Annotated in this window: 13 protein-coding genes; 7 read left to right on the plus strand and 6 right to left on the minus strand. The window is 69.7% G+C overall.

From position 1 onward, the window contains the following. Positions 1–237: 237 nt before the first annotated feature. Together RGI145_RS01450 and RGI145_RS01455 are read left to right on the plus strand one after the other, a co-directional pair. Entirely contained in the window at positions 238–1,668 is a 1,431-nt protein-coding gene (locus RGI145_RS01450) for a leucyl aminopeptidase family protein (protein WP_075796930.1), read from the plus strand. Positions 1,669–1,785: 117 nt separating this feature from the next. After that, entirely contained in the window at positions 1,786–2,196 is a 411-nt protein-coding gene (locus RGI145_RS01455) for a MarR family winged helix-turn-helix transcriptional regulator (RefSeq protein ID WP_075796931.1), read from the plus strand. A 124-nt stretch (positions 2,197–2,320) separates the two neighbouring features. On the opposite strand, the gene RGI145_RS01460 is transcribed toward RGI145_RS01455, so the two are convergent. The 4 genes from RGI145_RS01460 to RGI145_RS01475 all read right to left on the minus strand — a co-directional run bounded on the left by RGI145_RS01460 (position 2,321) and on the right by RGI145_RS01475 (position 8,348). Further along, entirely contained in the window at positions 2,321–3,955 is a 1,635-nt protein-coding gene (locus RGI145_RS01460; RefSeq protein ID WP_075796932.1) for an ABC transporter ATP-binding protein, read from the minus strand. 11 nt (positions 3,956–3,966) lie between these two features. Beyond that, the gene (locus RGI145_RS01465; protein WP_075796933.1) at positions 3,967–4,998 is read right to left on the minus strand and encodes an ABC transporter permease; all 1,032 of its coding nucleotides are present in this window, start codon (positions 4,996–4,998) and stop codon (positions 3,967–3,969) included. A gap of 346 nt (positions 4,999–5,344) precedes the next feature. Further along, a complete protein-coding gene (locus RGI145_RS01470; RefSeq protein WP_075796934.1) occupies positions 5,345–6,442 on the minus strand; it encodes a microcin C ABC transporter permease YejB in 1,098 nt (365 codons plus the stop codon). Between the two features lie 10 nt (positions 6,443–6,452). Then, a complete protein-coding gene (locus tag RGI145_RS01475) occupies positions 6,453–8,348 on the minus strand; it encodes an extracellular solute-binding protein (protein WP_075796935.1) in 1,896 nt (631 codons plus the stop codon). A 232-nt stretch (positions 8,349–8,580) separates the two neighbouring features. Here RGI145_RS01475 and RGI145_RS01480 point away from each other — a divergent pair, with 232 nt between their 5' ends. After that, positions 8,581–8,763, plus strand: a complete 183-nt coding sequence (locus RGI145_RS01480) for a hypothetical protein (RefSeq protein ID WP_075796936.1) — start codon at positions 8,581–8,583, stop codon at positions 8,761–8,763. 42 nt (positions 8,764–8,805) lie between these two features. On the opposite strand, the gene RGI145_RS01485 is transcribed toward RGI145_RS01480, so the two are convergent. Next, the gene (locus RGI145_RS01485; RefSeq protein WP_075796937.1) at positions 8,806–9,612 is read right to left on the minus strand and encodes an inositol monophosphatase family protein; all 807 of its coding nucleotides are present in this window, start codon (positions 9,610–9,612) and stop codon (positions 8,806–8,808) included. Then, positions 9,609–10,151 carry a c-type cytochrome gene (locus tag RGI145_RS01490; RefSeq protein WP_075796938.1) on the minus strand — a complete coding sequence of 181 codons (543 nt, stop codon included), beginning with the start codon at positions 10,149–10,151 and terminating at the stop codon, positions 9,609–9,611. The genes RGI145_RS01485 and RGI145_RS01490 overlap by 4 nt, the downstream gene beginning before the upstream one ends. Before the next feature lie 253 nt (positions 10,152–10,404). Here RGI145_RS01490 and RGI145_RS01495 point away from each other — a divergent pair, with 253 nt between their 5' ends. The 4 genes from RGI145_RS01495 to RGI145_RS01510 all read left to right on the plus strand — a co-directional run bounded on the left by RGI145_RS01495 (position 10,405) and on the right by RGI145_RS01510 (position 13,528). Beyond that, entirely contained in the window at positions 10,405–11,136 is a 732-nt protein-coding gene (locus tag RGI145_RS01495) for a 3-deoxy-manno-octulosonate cytidylyltransferase (RefSeq protein WP_075796939.1), read from the plus strand. Beyond that, the gene (locus tag RGI145_RS01500; RefSeq protein WP_075796940.1) at positions 11,133–11,987 is read left to right on the plus strand and encodes a prephenate dehydratase; all 855 of its coding nucleotides are present in this window, start codon (positions 11,133–11,135) and stop codon (positions 11,985–11,987) included. Before RGI145_RS01495 ends, RGI145_RS01500 begins: the two co-directional genes overlap by 4 nt. Positions 11,988–12,146: 159 nt before the next feature. Next, the gene (locus RGI145_RS01505) at positions 12,147–12,953 is read left to right on the plus strand and encodes an undecaprenyl-diphosphate phosphatase (protein WP_075796941.1); all 807 of its coding nucleotides are present in this window, start codon (positions 12,147–12,149) and stop codon (positions 12,951–12,953) included. 98 nt (positions 12,954–13,051) lie between these two features. Then, positions 13,052–13,528 carry a hypothetical protein gene (locus tag RGI145_RS01510; protein WP_075796942.1) on the plus strand — a complete coding sequence of 159 codons (477 nt, stop codon included), beginning with the start codon at positions 13,052–13,054 and terminating at the stop codon, positions 13,526–13,528. The last annotated feature ends 17 nt before the right edge of the window (positions 13,529–13,545 follow it).

Below are 13,545 nucleotides of genomic sequence, written 5' to 3' on the forward strand. Positions count from 1 at the left end.
CCGGGTCTGGAACCATGCGAGAGCCCGGCATGGCCACGCCGGAATTCCATTTCCCGGCACGAGGAAGCCCAACTGGAGGTGTTACAAAGTATCGCAGTGTTTCCGAGAGTGAAATAATCGGTAAGCCGGCGGAAATTGCACGATTTGCCCTTCACGAGTGAAGGTCATTCGTGAGACGGATGCACCTGACCTCACATGACGTCTTAAACAAGGAGCGGAGCAGTCCGGATTCGTGGCATGATGATTCCAGCGCCTCCTTCCCGACCCTCTGCCCTGCTGCCCGCCGACGGCCAGGCCAGCCTGCCGCTGCACGCCATCGGACAGGAAGGGTTGGAAGGCTTCGCCGCCACGCTCGACCTCGCCGCCGCCGCCTTCCTCCGCGCCTCGGGCTTCAAGGCCAAGCCTGGGCAACTCGCCCTGCTGCCCGGGCCGGACGGGCTTTCCGGTGCCGTGCTGGGCCTGGGCGATGCGCCCGCCGCCCGCGCCGAGCCATGGACCTATGGCGACCTGCCCCGGAACCTCCCCGAAGGCACCGTCTGGCACCTGGAAGGCGAAGGCCCCGATCCCGCTGCCGCCACGCTGGGCTGGGGCCTGGGCGCCTATGCCTACACCGCCTTCAAGCCGGCGAAGCGCGAGCCCGCCCGCCTCGTCACCCCGCCCGGGGCGGAGGAGGCTGCCAGCACCGCCGCGCTGATCCACTGGGTGCGCGACCTGATCAACACCCCCGCCGCCGATCTCGGCCCGGCGGAACTCCTCGCCGCCGCCCGCGCCATGGCAGAGGCCGAAGGCGCGAGTTTCGAGGCGATCGAGGGCGACGCGCTGCGCGAGGGTTTCCCTGCCCTGGCCGCCGTCGGTGGTGGCAGCCCGCGCGCCCCCGGCGTCGGCATCCTGCGCTGGGAAGGTGCCGCGAACGGCCCGCTCCTCGCCCTGTGCGGCAAGGGCGTCTGCTTCGACACCGGCGGTCTCGACCTCAAGCCCTCCGCCGGCATGCTGCGGATGAAGAAGGACATGGGCGGCGCCGCGGTGGTGCTCGGCCTCGCCGCGCGCATCATCCGCGCACGCCTGCCCCTGCGCCTCCTCGTGCTCGTCGGCGCCGTGGAGAACAGCGTTTCCGGCGAGGCCTTCCGCCCGATGGACGTGCTGCGCACGCGCAAGGGCCTCACCGTCGAGGTCGGCAACACCGATGCGGAAGGCCGCCTCGTGCTCGCCGACCTGCTGGCCTTCGCCGCCGAGCAATCGCCTGCGCTCATCCTGGATTGCGCAACGCTGACAGGTGCGGCGCGCGTGGCTCTCGGCCCTGACCTGCCCGCGATTTTCTCCAACGATGATGCACTGGCGCGTGTCGTACAGCACGCCGGCGATGCGCATCACGATGCTGTGTGGCATCTCCCATTGCGGCGTAGTTACGATTCGTGGTTGGACAGTACCATTGCAGACCTCAACAACGTCGCCTCGCGGCCCATGGCCGGTGCGGTGATCGCGGCGTTGTTCCTCAACCGCTTCGTGCCAGCGGCAACGCCCTGGTTGCATGTCGATCTCTACGCCTGGAACGACGCGAACCGTCCCGGGCGCCCGGAGGGGGGAGAAGCACAGGCGCTCCGCGCCTTGCATGCCGGAATCTCGGAATGGCTTTTCCAACAGAAAAGTGCCGGGGACGAAACGGTATGACGACATGGCGGTTCCACCAAACGGCATCCAACGCGGCGCCGTGACAGCCAGCCCCGTCCGATGCGGGTTTCGACCCCGTGCGGGGCTGCCAGAAGAAGAGAAGGATGGAAAAAACTGATGTCATCGAAGATCAGCGGAGATGAGCTCGTAGAGATCCTGCGGGACACCGTGGTCGCGCTGGTTCGTCGTGACGGCCCCGACCTTTCGGCCCGCCAGCTCGGCGTCTTCCTGACCACTTATCTCTCCGATGGCCCGCACACCGTGCGCGGACTCGCCGCGACGCTGAACGTGTCCAAGCCGGCGATCACCCGTGCGCTGGACCGTCTGGGCGAGCTCGACCTGACCCGCCGCAAGACCGATCCGCAGGATCGTCGCAGCGTGCTGGTGCAGCGCACGCCGAAGGGCACGTCTCTGCTGCGCGAGATGTCGAGCATCATGGGCGAGGCGACGCGCGGCGAGGCCGGCACCGCCAATGCGGCCAACGAGCCCGTGCCGATGGAGACCCGTCCGCGCCACGTGGCGGTCTGAGGCCAGGCTTCCCCGCCAGTCCGGCGGCCGACGGCATGGCGCCGTCGCCGCCCGCGGCCTTGGGCGTCCCGCCCAGCTCACCTGAACCGGCTCACCCGAACCGGCCAGGCATCCTCCCCCGGGATCAATCCGGGGCGAACGAAGCCTGTGCCCCGGCAGAGGTCTCGAAGGCCGCGGCCATCAGCACGCGCGTGTAGTCCTCGCGCGGCGCCGACATCACCTGCTCCGTCTCGCCGCTCTCCACCACGCGCCCGTCCTTCATCACCAGGATGCGGTGCGCCATGGCCCGCACCACGCGCAGGTCATGGCTGATGAAGAGATAGGCGAGCCCATGCCTCGCCTGCAGCTCGCGCAGCAGATCCACCACCTGCGCCTGCACGGAGACGTCGAGCGCGCTGGTCGGCTCGTCCAGCACCACCAGCTTCGGCCGCAGCACCAGCGCTCGCGCGATGGAAATCCGCTGCCGCTGCCCGCCCGAGAATTCGTGCGGGTAGCGATGCGCCGAACCCGGATCGAGCCCGACCTCGCGCAGCACATCCTCCACCCGCGCCTCGCGCTCCGCCCGCGACAGCGCCGGCTCGTGCACCGTCAGCCCCTCGGCCACGATGTCCATCACCGTCATGCGCGGCGACAGGCTGCCGAAAGGGTCCTGAAACACCACCTGCATGCTCCGCCGCAGCGGCCGCAGCGCGCGCCGCCCCAGCCCGTCGATCCGCTCGCCCTCCAGCCGCACCGTGCCCTCGCCGCGCTCCAGTTGCAGCACGGTCAGCCCCAGCGTCGTCTTGCCGGAGCCGCTCTCCCCCACCACGCCTAGCGTCTCGCCGCGCCGGATCGCGAGCGAGACCCCGTCCACCGCCCGCACCTCCGCCACCACCCGCCGCATCAGCCCGCGCCGCACGGGGAAGAGCACGCGGATGTCGCGCGCATCCAGCACCGTCTTCGCCCGGGGACCGACCGGCGCCGGCCCGCCATGCGGCTGCGCGTTCAGCAGCATCCGCGTATAGGGATGCTGCGGATCGGCGATCACCGAAGCCGCCTCGCCCTGCTCCACCGCCACGCCGTTCTGCATCACCACCACCCGGTCGGCATGGCGCCGCACGATGCCCAGGTCATGGGTGATCAGCAGCATCGCCATGCCGCTCTCGCGCTTGAGCTGGTCCAGCAGGTCCAGGATCTGCGCCTGCACCGTCACGTCCAGCGCCGTGGTCGGCTCGTCCGCGATCAGCAGCTTCGGATCGTTGGCCAGCGCCACCGCGATCATCACGCGCTGCCGCTGCCCGCCCGACAACTGGTGCGGAAAGGCGTCCAGCCGGTTCTCCAGCGCCGCCAGCCCGGCGCGCCGCAGCAGCCGCCGCACCTCCTCCTGCAAACCTGCGCCACGCAGCGGCCGGTGCAGCGTGATCGCCTCCGCCACCTGCCGCCCGATGCTGTGCAGCGGGTTCAGCGAGGTCATCGGCTCCTGGAACACCATCCCCGCCACGCCGCCGCGCAGCCGCCGCAACTCGCCCTCCCGCGCCGACAGCACCTCCACCCCGTCCAGCCTCACCCGGCCCGAGGGGTTGCTTCCCCCCACCGTCAGCAGCCGCAGGCAGGACAGCGCCGTGACGCTCTTGCCCGACCCGCTTTCCCCCACCAGCGCCACCGTCTCCCCCGGTTGCACGTCGAAGGAGACGCCATGCACCACCGGCGCCCCGCGGAAGGCGACCTGGAGGTTCTCCACCGCCAGCACAGGCTCGCTCGCAGCCTCCCTCATGGCCATCAGCCCCGCCCTCATCCGCGACCCCCCGGCAGCTTGCGCGGATCGAAGGCGTCGCGCACCGCCTCGCCGATGAAGATCAGCAGCGTCAGCGTGCCTCCCAGCACGGCAAAGGCCGTCGCCCCCAGCCAGGGCGCCTGGAGGTTGTTCTTCGCCTGCGCCACCAGTTCTCCCAGCGAGGGCGAGCCGGGCGGCAGGCCGAAGCCCAGGAAGTCCAGGCTCGCCAGCACCGTGACGCTTCCCGACAGGATGAAGGGCAGCAGCGTCAGCGTCGCCACCATCGCATTGGGCAGGATATGCCGCGCCATCACCCGCGCATCCGACACGCCCAGCGCCTTTGCCGCCCGCACATAGTCCAGGTTCCGCCCGCGCAGGAACTCCGCCCGCACCACCCCGGTCAGGCTCATCCAGGAGAAGAGCAGCAGGAAGGCCAGCAGCGTCCAGAACCCCGGCTCGATCACCGAGGACAGGATGATCAGCAGGAAAAGCTGCGGCATCCCCGACCACACCTCGATGAAGCGCTGGAAGCCCAGATCCACCCAGCCACCGTAATAGCCCTGCACGGCCCCCGCCGCGACGCCGATCGCCGAGGCCGCAAAGGTCAGCGCGAAGCCGAACAGCACCGAGATCCGGAACCCCCAGACCACCCGCGCCAGCACGTCCCGTGCCTGGTCGTCCGTCCCCAGCCAGTGCCGCGCATCGGGCGGGGAGGGCGCCGGCCGCCCCAGGTCCCGCACCACCGTGTCGTAGCGGTACGGTACCAGCGGCCACACCGCCCAGCCGCGCTTCGCCACCTCCGCCGACAGCACCGGGTCGTGCCAGTCCGCGTCGGTCGGGAACCCGTCCGGCAGGATGTCGCTCTCGGCATAATCCGTGACCACCGGGAAGAACCACCGCCCCTCCACCCGCGCCACGATCGGCCGGTCGTTCGCCAGCACCTCGGCGAAGAGCGTCACCAGGAAGATCGCCCCGAACAGCCAGAGCGAGACATAGCCCCGCCGGTTGGCCCGGAAATTCGCCCAGCGGCGCCGGTTCAGGGGACTCATCCGGGGCGGCGCTCCGTGGTCGGGGCGAGGCTCCGCCTCCCCCCGAACCCCCCTCCGTTCAGGGAGGCAGTGCCTCCCCGAAACCCCGCCTGGAGTTGGCTCCGTGTGGCCACCACCAGCGCGGCATCCGATCCCGCACGGTCGGCGGAAACAGCGGGCGCCGGAAAAGAATCCAGCCCGGCATCAGCCCGCGCGGCGTCGTTCCTCGCCGGAGGGCATGGCCCTCCGGCGCACATCCCCTGGCCGAAAGAGCCAGCGAAGGGGAGGTCCAGGACCCTCAGGGTCCTGGCGGATGGGGGGTACGGGGGGAAGGCGGAGCCTTGCCCCCGGGCCAAGGGAGCAGCCCTCAACGCCGTGCCTCGAAATCGATCCGCGGGTCCACGAGGGTATAGGCGAAGTCGCCGATGATCTGCATGACGAGGCCGAGCAGGGTGAAAATGTAGAGCGTGCCGAACATCACCGGGTAGTCCCGCCGGATCGCGGATTCGAAGCCGAGCAGGCCGAGCCCGTCGAGCGAGAAGACGATCTCCACCAGCAGCGCACCGGTGAAGAGGATGCCGATGAAGGCCGAGGGGAAGCCCGCGATGATCAGCAGCATGGCGTTGCGGAAGACATGGCCATAGAGCACGCGCTGTTCGCCCGCTCCCTTGGCCCGGGCCGTCAGCACGTACTGCTTGCCGATCTCGTCCATGAAGGAGTTCTTGGTCAGCATCACCAACCCGGCGAAGCCGCCCACCACCAGCGCCACGGTCGGCAGCACCATGTGCCAGGCATAGTCCAGCGCGCGCTCCCAGAAGGGCCAGTTCTCCGATCCCGAGGACACCAGCCCGCGCAGCGGGAACCATTGCAGGAACGACCCCCCGGCGAAGACCACGACCAGCAGAATGGCGAAGAGGAATCCGGGGATGGCATAGCCCACCAGCACCACGCCCGAGGTCCAGGCATCGAAGGCCGTCCCGTCCCGCACCGCCTTGCGGATGCCGAGGGGGATGGAGACGAGATAGATGATCAGCGTGGACCACAGCCCGAGGCTCACCGAGACCGGCAGCCGCTCCCCGATCAGCTCGATCACCGGCCGCCCGCGGAACAGGCTCTGCCCGAAATCGAAGCGCAGGTAGTCCTTCAGCATCGCCAGGAACCGCTCCGGCGCCGGCTTGTCGAAGCCGAAGGCCTTCTCGATATCCCGCACCACCGCCGGGTCCAGCCCCCGCGCGCCGCGATAGCCCGACCCTTCACCACCTTGCGGCTGGGCCGGCCGCACCTCCGCATTCCCGCCGCCCTCGGTCAGCCGCCCGATGGCGCCGCCACCGCCGCGCTTCAGCTCGGCGATCATCTGTTCCACCGGCCCGCCCGGGGCGAACTGCACCACGGCGAAGTTGATCAGGATGATCCCGAACAGCGTCGGGATCACCAGGATCAGCCGCCGGAGAAGATAGGCCGCCACGCGCCGCCCCTCAGGCCGGAGAGCGCCGCGCCTCGGACAGCGCCCGCTCCCGCGCGGGATCGATCCACCAGCCCTCGAAGCCGATATTGGTGCGCGGGTTGCGCGGCGGCCGCCCGAACTTGTCCCACCACGCGATGCGGAACGTGTCGCTGAAATACTGCGGCACCGCGTAGAAGTTCCACAGCAGCACCCGGTCCAGCGCGTGGGTGCGCACCACCAGCTCCTTCCGGTCCGGCGCGTTCACCACCAGCTCCACCAGCGCATCCACCGCCGGGTCGGCGATGCCCAGCGTGTTGCGGCTGCCATTCTGCTTCGCCGCGGCGCTGCCCCAGAAGTCACGCTGCTCGTTGCCCGGCGAATTGCTCTGCCCGAACAGCTCCACCGTCATGTCATAGTCGAAATTGTCCATCCGCACCTGGTACTGCGCCAGGTCGATGGTCCGCACATTCGCCTCCACGCCCAGCCGCTGCAGCGACTGCGCATAGGGCAGGGCGATGCGCTCGAAGCTGGCATCGCTCAGCAGGATCTCGAAGCTCAGCCGCTGCCCCTGCGCGTTCACCATCTGCCGGTCGCGCACCACCCAGCCCGCCTGCCGCAGCAGCTCCAGCGCGCGGCGCTGGTTGTCGCGGTTGTTGCCGCTGCCATCCGTCACCGGCAGCTTGAAGGGCTGCGTGAACAGCTCCGCCGGCAGCCTGTCGCGATAGGGCTGCAGGATCTCCAGCTCCCGCCCCTCCGGCACACCGGAGGAGGCGAGCTCGGTGTTGTTGAAATAGGAATAGGCGCGCTTGTAGGAGTTGTAGAACAGGTTGGCGTTCATCCACTCGAAATCGAAGACCAGCCCCAGCGCCTCGCGCGTCCGCCGGTCGGCGAAGACCGGCCGCCGCAGGTTCATGGCGAAGCACTGCATCCCCACCGGCATCTCGTGGTGCAGCTCGTCCCGCTTCACCAGCCCGCGCTGCACGGCGGGGAAGTCATAGGAGGTGGCCCAGGAACGCGCGATGTTCTCCTGCCGGAAATCGATCTGCCCCGCCTTGAACCCTTCGAAGGCCACGGTCGGGTCGCGGAAATACTCGAAGCGCTGGGTGTCGAAGTTCTGCAGGCCCTTCATGGTCGGCAGGTCGCGCGCCCAGTAATCCTTCACCCGCGACAGCACCATGCTGCGCCCGGCCTCGAAGCGCTCGACCTTGTACGGGCCGGAGCCCAGCGGCACCTCCAGCGAGGGCTGCGCGAAATCCCGCCCCTCCCACCAGTGCTTCGGCAGCACCGGCATCTGTCCGATGATCAGCGGCAGCTCGCGGTTGTCGGCGTTGCGGAAGCGGAAGACGACGCGCTGGTCGCCCTCGGCCACCGCCTCCGCCACATCGGCCCAGTAGGCGCGGAAGCGCGGATGCCCTTTCTCCATGATGGTGGCGAAGGTCCAGGCCACGTCCGTTGCCGTCAGCGGCTTGCCGTCATGCCAGCGCGCGCCGTCCCGCAGGTCGAACGCCACCCAGCGGTTGTCCGCCGGCAGCTCCACGCTCCGCGCCAGATGCGCGTAACCGCTGCTTTCCTCGTCGCCGCTCGGCACCAGCAGCGTCTCGAAGAGCAGTCCGATCCCCACCGCCGCCGTGCCGCGCAGGATGAAGGGGTTGAAGGAATCATAGGAACCCAGCGCCGTCCGTACCACCTCGCCGCCCTTCGGCGCCTCGGGGTTCACCCAGGGCCAGTGCGTGAAATCCGGCGGCAGGGCGGGATCGCCCAGCAGCGACAGCGCATGGACCCGCCGCGTGGCCGCGCCCCCAGCGCTTCCAGCCTGGGCATCTGGCCGGGTACTCGACTGGGCAAGGGCGGAGCGTGACCCCAGCGCCGGCAGGGCGGCGGCCCAAGGGGTGACTAAGGAGGCGGCGAGCAGGTTTCGGCGAAACATCGGCCGAGGATGGGGCTTTCCCGCTCCGCCCTCAACCACCTCGCAGCGGCCTGCGCGCAACGGATTGTCGCGGCTCCGGTCGCGAAGGGGGAAATTCATCCACTCCCGAAACCGCATACCGCACTGCGGTGTTCCTTCCGGCGTGGCAACGCCCGTCAGGGGCATGCCGTGACAGCCCGCCGACCCCCGAAACGCTGCCCATCGCGGGCGGAAAAATCCCGAGGAGTGCCCGATGTCCGAGGAACAGCCTGGCCAGAAGCGCGGCCTGAGCGGTGCCATGAAGAATAGCAGCCAGATGCTCCGCAACGGGCTGAACCGCCTGCGCCGCTCGCCGGACGAGCTCCTGGCCCATCTCGACGCGAAGGCGAGGAAGGCAATGGAACGCCTGCGCACCCGCCGCCGCTGGGAAGCCTGACGCAGCCGTCTCCGGCCCCGTTCCGGGGCCAGCGCCGCCCCGTCAGCCGGGCGGCGAACCCAGGATGCCTCCGGCCTGCGCCAGCAGCGCCGGGTCGCCCACGGCGATCACCGTGCCGTCGCCCTCCAGCGTCAGGGGCCGCCCCTTCCAGTCGGTCACACGCCCGCCGGCGCCCTCCACGATGGGCACCAGCGCCGCCCAGTCCCAGGGCTTCATCGTGGAATCCACCACCACGTCGATCAGCCCCAGCGCCAGCAGCCCATAGCTGTAGCAATCCCCGCCCCAGCTCACCCGCCGCACCGCATCGCAGAGCGCATCCCGCGCTCCGTATTCCTCCGGCCGGAAGATCGTGGGACTGGTCATCGCCAGCTCCGCCGCCGACAGCTCCGGACAGGCCCGGCACCCCACCGTCCCGCCGAAGCCCCCACGGAACTCGGTCCGCCGCCCGGCAACACCCGTCCAGCGTTCCCCCGTCGCCGGCTGGTCGATCACCCCGAGCACCGGCCGGCCCCGGTGCAGCAGCCCGATCAGAGTACCGAAGAGCGGCCGTCCGGTGACGAAGGCCCGCGTCCCGTCGATCGGGTCCAGCACCCAGACCCATTCCGCCTCGGGCCGCACGGAGCCATGCTCCTCCCCGATCACCCCATGCTCCGGGAAAGCGGTCAGGAGATGCTCGCGCAGCACCAGCTCCGCCTGCCGGTCCGCCTCGGTCACCGGGCTGGCATCGCCCTTGGCCTCCACCAGCAGCGCCGAGCGGAAGAGCGGCCGGATCACCGTCCCCGCCAGATCCGCCCCCGCCTGGGCGGCCGCCACGAAGCCCTCGGGAACGGCCTGCGGCTCCGCCGTCATGGCGTGGGCAGGGGAGGGGGGTTGTCCGACAGCGTCCGCAGATAGGCCAGCACATCGGCCCGCTGTTGCGGGCTGTTCAGCCCGGCGAAGGCCATGCGCGTCCCCGGCATCGCCTTGGCCGGCGCCGAGATGAAGCGGTTGATCGCCTCGTAGTCCCAGACCTTGTCGGCCAGCGACTTGTTCGCCGGGGAATAGTTGAACCCGGCCTCCGCCGCGTGGTGCCGCCCGACGATGCCGTAGAGATTCGGCCCCACGCCGTTGCGCCCGTTGTTCTCGAAGATATGGCAGGCGGCGCATTGCCGCTGCACGATGGTCTTGCCCGCTTCCGGGTTCGCACTGGCCATCAGCGCCGCGACGGAGGGCACCTCATAGGGTGCGGGAGCCGCCGCGCCGGCCTCGGCCGGCGCATCGCCGATCTGGATCGCGGGCTTCTCCAGCCGATGCGGGGAAACGACGACACTGCCGATGAAACCGGCGACTCCGAAGACGACGCCCGCCGTCAGGATCGCCGCAAACGCCTTGTTCCCCTCCAGGCTCATCGCCCCGTCGTTCCCTTCTTATCGTTTTTCCACGCCCGCAAGCCGTAGATCCGGCGGCACAAAGGCCCAGCCCCGCCCAGGGCTTCCGGCAGGCTCCCCGGCGCTGCCCCCGGGCACGGCCTCCATCGGAAGGGCCAGGGGAATGCGACCGGGCGGCATGCGCGGAAACCGTGTCAGGCCATGGTTTGCGCCTGTCTCCCGGCTCCATTACAAGCGCCTGGACCTTAATCGTCCAAGGCTCGTCTCACAACCCGTGCGCCCGCTCGTCCTGATCCCGGCCCGGATGGCCTCCACCCGCCTGCCCGACAAGCCGCTCGCCGACATCCACGGCAAGCCGATGATCGTCCACGTCCTCGACCGCGCGCGGGAGGCCGATATCGGTCCCGTCGCCGTCGCCTGCGACAGGCCCGAGATCGCCGCGGCCGTCCGTGCCGCCGGCGGCACCGCCATCCTGGTCGCCGACGACGTGCCCTCCGGCACCGACCGCATCAACCTCGCCCTGGCCACCATCGACCCGGTGGGCGCCCACGACGTGGTGGTGAACCTCCAAGGCGACCTGCCCACCATGCCGCCCGACATGCTGCGCGCCGTGCTCGCCCCGCTGGCCGACCAGCGCGTCGATATCGGCACCCTCGTCGCCCCGATCACCGACCCCGAGGAGGCCGCCGCGCCTTCCGTGGTCAAGGTCGCCTGCGCCTTCCCACGCGGCGTCGCCGTTGCCCCAGCCCTCTACTTCTCGCGCAACCTCATCCCCTCCGGGGAAGGGCCGCACTGGCACCATATCGGCGTCTATGCCTATCGCCGCCCGGCGCTGGCACGCTTCGTCGCCCTGCCCGAGGGCGCGCTGGAGAAGCGCGAGAAGTTGGAGCAGCTCCGCGCCCTGGAGGCCGGGATGCGCATCGGCGTGGTCCGCGTCGATCACGCCCCCTTCGGCGTGGACACCCCCGCCGACCTCGAACGCGCCCGCAGGACCCTCGCGCCATGAGCCAGACCATCGCCTTCCAGGGCATGCCCGGGGCCTATTCCGACCTCGCCTGCCGCGCCGCCTATCCCGGCTGGACCACGCTGCCCTGCCCCTCCTTCGAGGCCGCCATGGCCGCAGTGCGCGAAGGCCGGGCCGATCTCGCCATGCTCCCCTGCGAGAACAGCCTCGCCGGCCGCGTCCCCGACATCCACCGCCTGCTGCCCGATTCGGGCCTGCATGTGGTGGGCGAGCATTTCGAGCGCGTCGAGCACTGCCTGATGGCCCCGAAGGGCGCCACGCTGGACAGCCTGAAGCGTATCCACAGCCATCCCGTGGCACTCGGCCAGATCCTCGACCTGCTGCGCGAGACCGGCCTCCAGGCGGTGATCGAGGCCGACACCGCCGGCGCCGCCCAGATCATCGCGGAGCGCGGCGGCACCGAGGACGCCGCCGTCGCCTCATCCCTGGCCGCCGAGCTCTACGGCCTCGACATCCTCCGCCGTAACGTCGAGGACGCGGCCCACAACACCACCCGCTTCTATGTCATGTCGCGTGAGGCCACCCTGCCGCCGGTGGACGCGCCCGGCTGCGTCACCACCCTGGTCTTCCGCACCCGCAGCGTCCCCGCCGCGCTCTACAAGGCGCTCGGCGGCTTCGCCACCAACGGCGTGAACATCACCAAGCTCGAATCCTACATGCTCGACGGCCGCTTCGCCTCGACGCAGTTCCTTTGCGACGTGGACGGCCATCCCGACAGCCCGCCGCTGCAGCGCGCCTTCGAGGAATTGCGCTACTTCTCGCGCCAGATGCATGTGCTGGGCACCTATCCCGGCCATCCCTATCGCCGGCAGCAGGAAGAAGCTCCGCTATAAGACAGAAGCCGGGCCAAATATTAATACGATGGCCGGATTCCTGCCTTCCGCCAGCATCCGGAATGCTCCACAAGAACCGCGTGCGCATCCAGGCCGGTGAATATTCTTCCCCGTCCTGACGCGCGGCCAACTTCGTGAGACGCAGGAGCAGCGGCCCGCATGGATCTCGCCATTATTCTTCCGGCCCTGCTGATGGGGATCGTGGAGGGACTGACCGAGTTCCTCCCCATCTCCTCCACGGGCCACCTGATCCTGCTCAGCGACCTGATCGGCTTCCAGGGTCCGCCCGGCAAGACCTTCGAGATCGTCATCCAGCTCGGCGCCATCCTGGCCGTCATCGTCGTCTACTGGCGCGACCTCATCGCCATGGCCACCGGCTTCTGGACGCCCCGCTCGCGCGAACGCTACGCGGTGATCAACCTGATCCTCGCCTTCATCCCGGCGATGGTTCTCGGCGCCCTGCTGCACAAGACCATCACCGAGGTCCTGTTCAACCCCTATGTCGTCTGCTTCGCCCTGATCATCGGCGGCATCGCGCTCATCATCATCGAGCGTAACCGCCCCAAGCCGAACATCCACTCCATCGCGGAGATCGGCCCGCTCAGCGCCCTGCTGATCGGCTTCGGCCAGGTGCTCGCCATGATCCCCGGCACCAGCCGCTCCGGCGCCACCATCATCTTCGCCCTGCTCTTCGGCGTGGAGCGCAAGGCTGCCGCCGAGTTCTCCTTCCTCCTCGCCATCCCCACCATGCTCGCCGCCACGGTGTACAGCCTCTACAAGGCCCGCGCCGAACTCGCCGTCGGCGATATCAGCGAGATCGCGATCGGTTTCGCCGCCGCCTTCGTGGTGGCGCTGCTGGTGGTCCGCTGGGTGATCCGCCACATCAGCCGCATGGGCTTCCAGCCCTTCGGCTGGTACCGCATCATCCTCGGCGTCGTCATGCTCGGCTTGCTCAGCCTGCGCTGAGCGAAGGCAGGGAAGGCTACCCTCGGGGGAACTTCCTCCGCTAAGCTCGCCCTGAAGTGGCGCCCGGCGCCACGACAGGAAAGGCTCCCCCGAGGTCCATGCGCCGAATCGCCGCTCTCGCGCTTCCCGCCCTGCTACTGGCCGGGCTCCTACCGGACCCCGCCAGGGCCCAGATGTGGCCCAACGAGGTCGGCCCCCGCCGCGACATGCAGGAACTCGCCCTCCGGCCCCTGCAGCGCCTTCAGCCCCCGCCTCCCGCGGCCCCTGCCGCCTTTCTCCCGTCCCCGGCGGCGCCCCTGCCGGTCTGGACCCAGGCTCCGCCCACCCAGGCCGCGCCGCGCCGCATCGCCCGCGCCACCCCCAGGCCAGCCACCCAAGGTCAGGCCCAAAGCCAGCCAGCCACCCTCACGGCCAACGGGATCGGGGAACTGGAACAGCGCCTCGCCGGCCGCGAGAAGCAGTTGGAGGAGATGCGGCGCCAGATAGAAACGGACCGCCGCAGCCTGCAGGATCTACGGACCGCTTCCGGCAGCAGCGTGAAGTCCACGCCAAGCGTGTCTTCCACAATACAGTGATGCGGAAAAGTGACGCT

The sequence above is a fragment of the Roseomonas gilardii genome (assembly GCF_001941945.1).
Lineage (GTDB): Bacteria > Pseudomonadota > Alphaproteobacteria > Acetobacterales > Acetobacteraceae > Roseomonas.

Excerpts from the sequence above, each read along its gene's own strand:
- RGI145_RS01450 (WP_075796930.1), top strand. The coding sequence starts at position 238 with ATGATGATTCCAGCGCCTCCTTCCCGACCCTCTGCCCTGCTGCCCGCC.
- RGI145_RS01455 (WP_075796931.1), top strand. The coding sequence starts at position 1,786 with ATGTCATCGAAGATCAGCGGAGATGAGCTCGTAGAGATCCTGCGGGAC.
- RGI145_RS01460 (WP_075796932.1), bottom strand. The coding sequence starts at position 3,955 with ATGGCCATGAGGGAGGCTGCGAGCGAGCCTGTGCTGGCGGTGGAGAAC.
- RGI145_RS01465 (WP_075796933.1), bottom strand. The coding sequence starts at position 4,998 with ATGAGTCCCCTGAACCGGCGCCGCTGGGCGAATTTCCGGGCCAACCGG.
- RGI145_RS01475 (WP_075796935.1), bottom strand. The coding sequence starts at position 8,348 with ATGTTTCGCCGAAACCTGCTCGCCGCCTCCTTAGTCACCCCTTGGGCC.
- RGI145_RS01480 (WP_075796936.1), top strand. The coding sequence starts at position 8,581 with ATGTCCGAGGAACAGCCTGGCCAGAAGCGCGGCCTGAGCGGTGCCATG.
- RGI145_RS01485 (WP_075796937.1), bottom strand. The coding sequence starts at position 9,612 with ATGACGGCGGAGCCGCAGGCCGTTCCCGAGGGCTTCGTGGCGGCCGCC.
- RGI145_RS01490 (WP_075796938.1), bottom strand. The coding sequence starts at position 10,151 with ATGAGCCTGGAGGGGAACAAGGCGTTTGCGGCGATCCTGACGGCGGGC.
- RGI145_RS01500 (WP_075796940.1), top strand. The coding sequence starts at position 11,133 with ATGAGCCAGACCATCGCCTTCCAGGGCATGCCCGGGGCCTATTCCGAC.
- RGI145_RS01505 (WP_075796941.1), top strand. The coding sequence starts at position 12,147 with ATGGATCTCGCCATTATTCTTCCGGCCCTGCTGATGGGGATCGTGGAG.
- RGI145_RS01510 (WP_075796942.1), top strand. The coding sequence starts at position 13,052 with ATGCGCCGAATCGCCGCTCTCGCGCTTCCCGCCCTGCTACTGGCCGGG.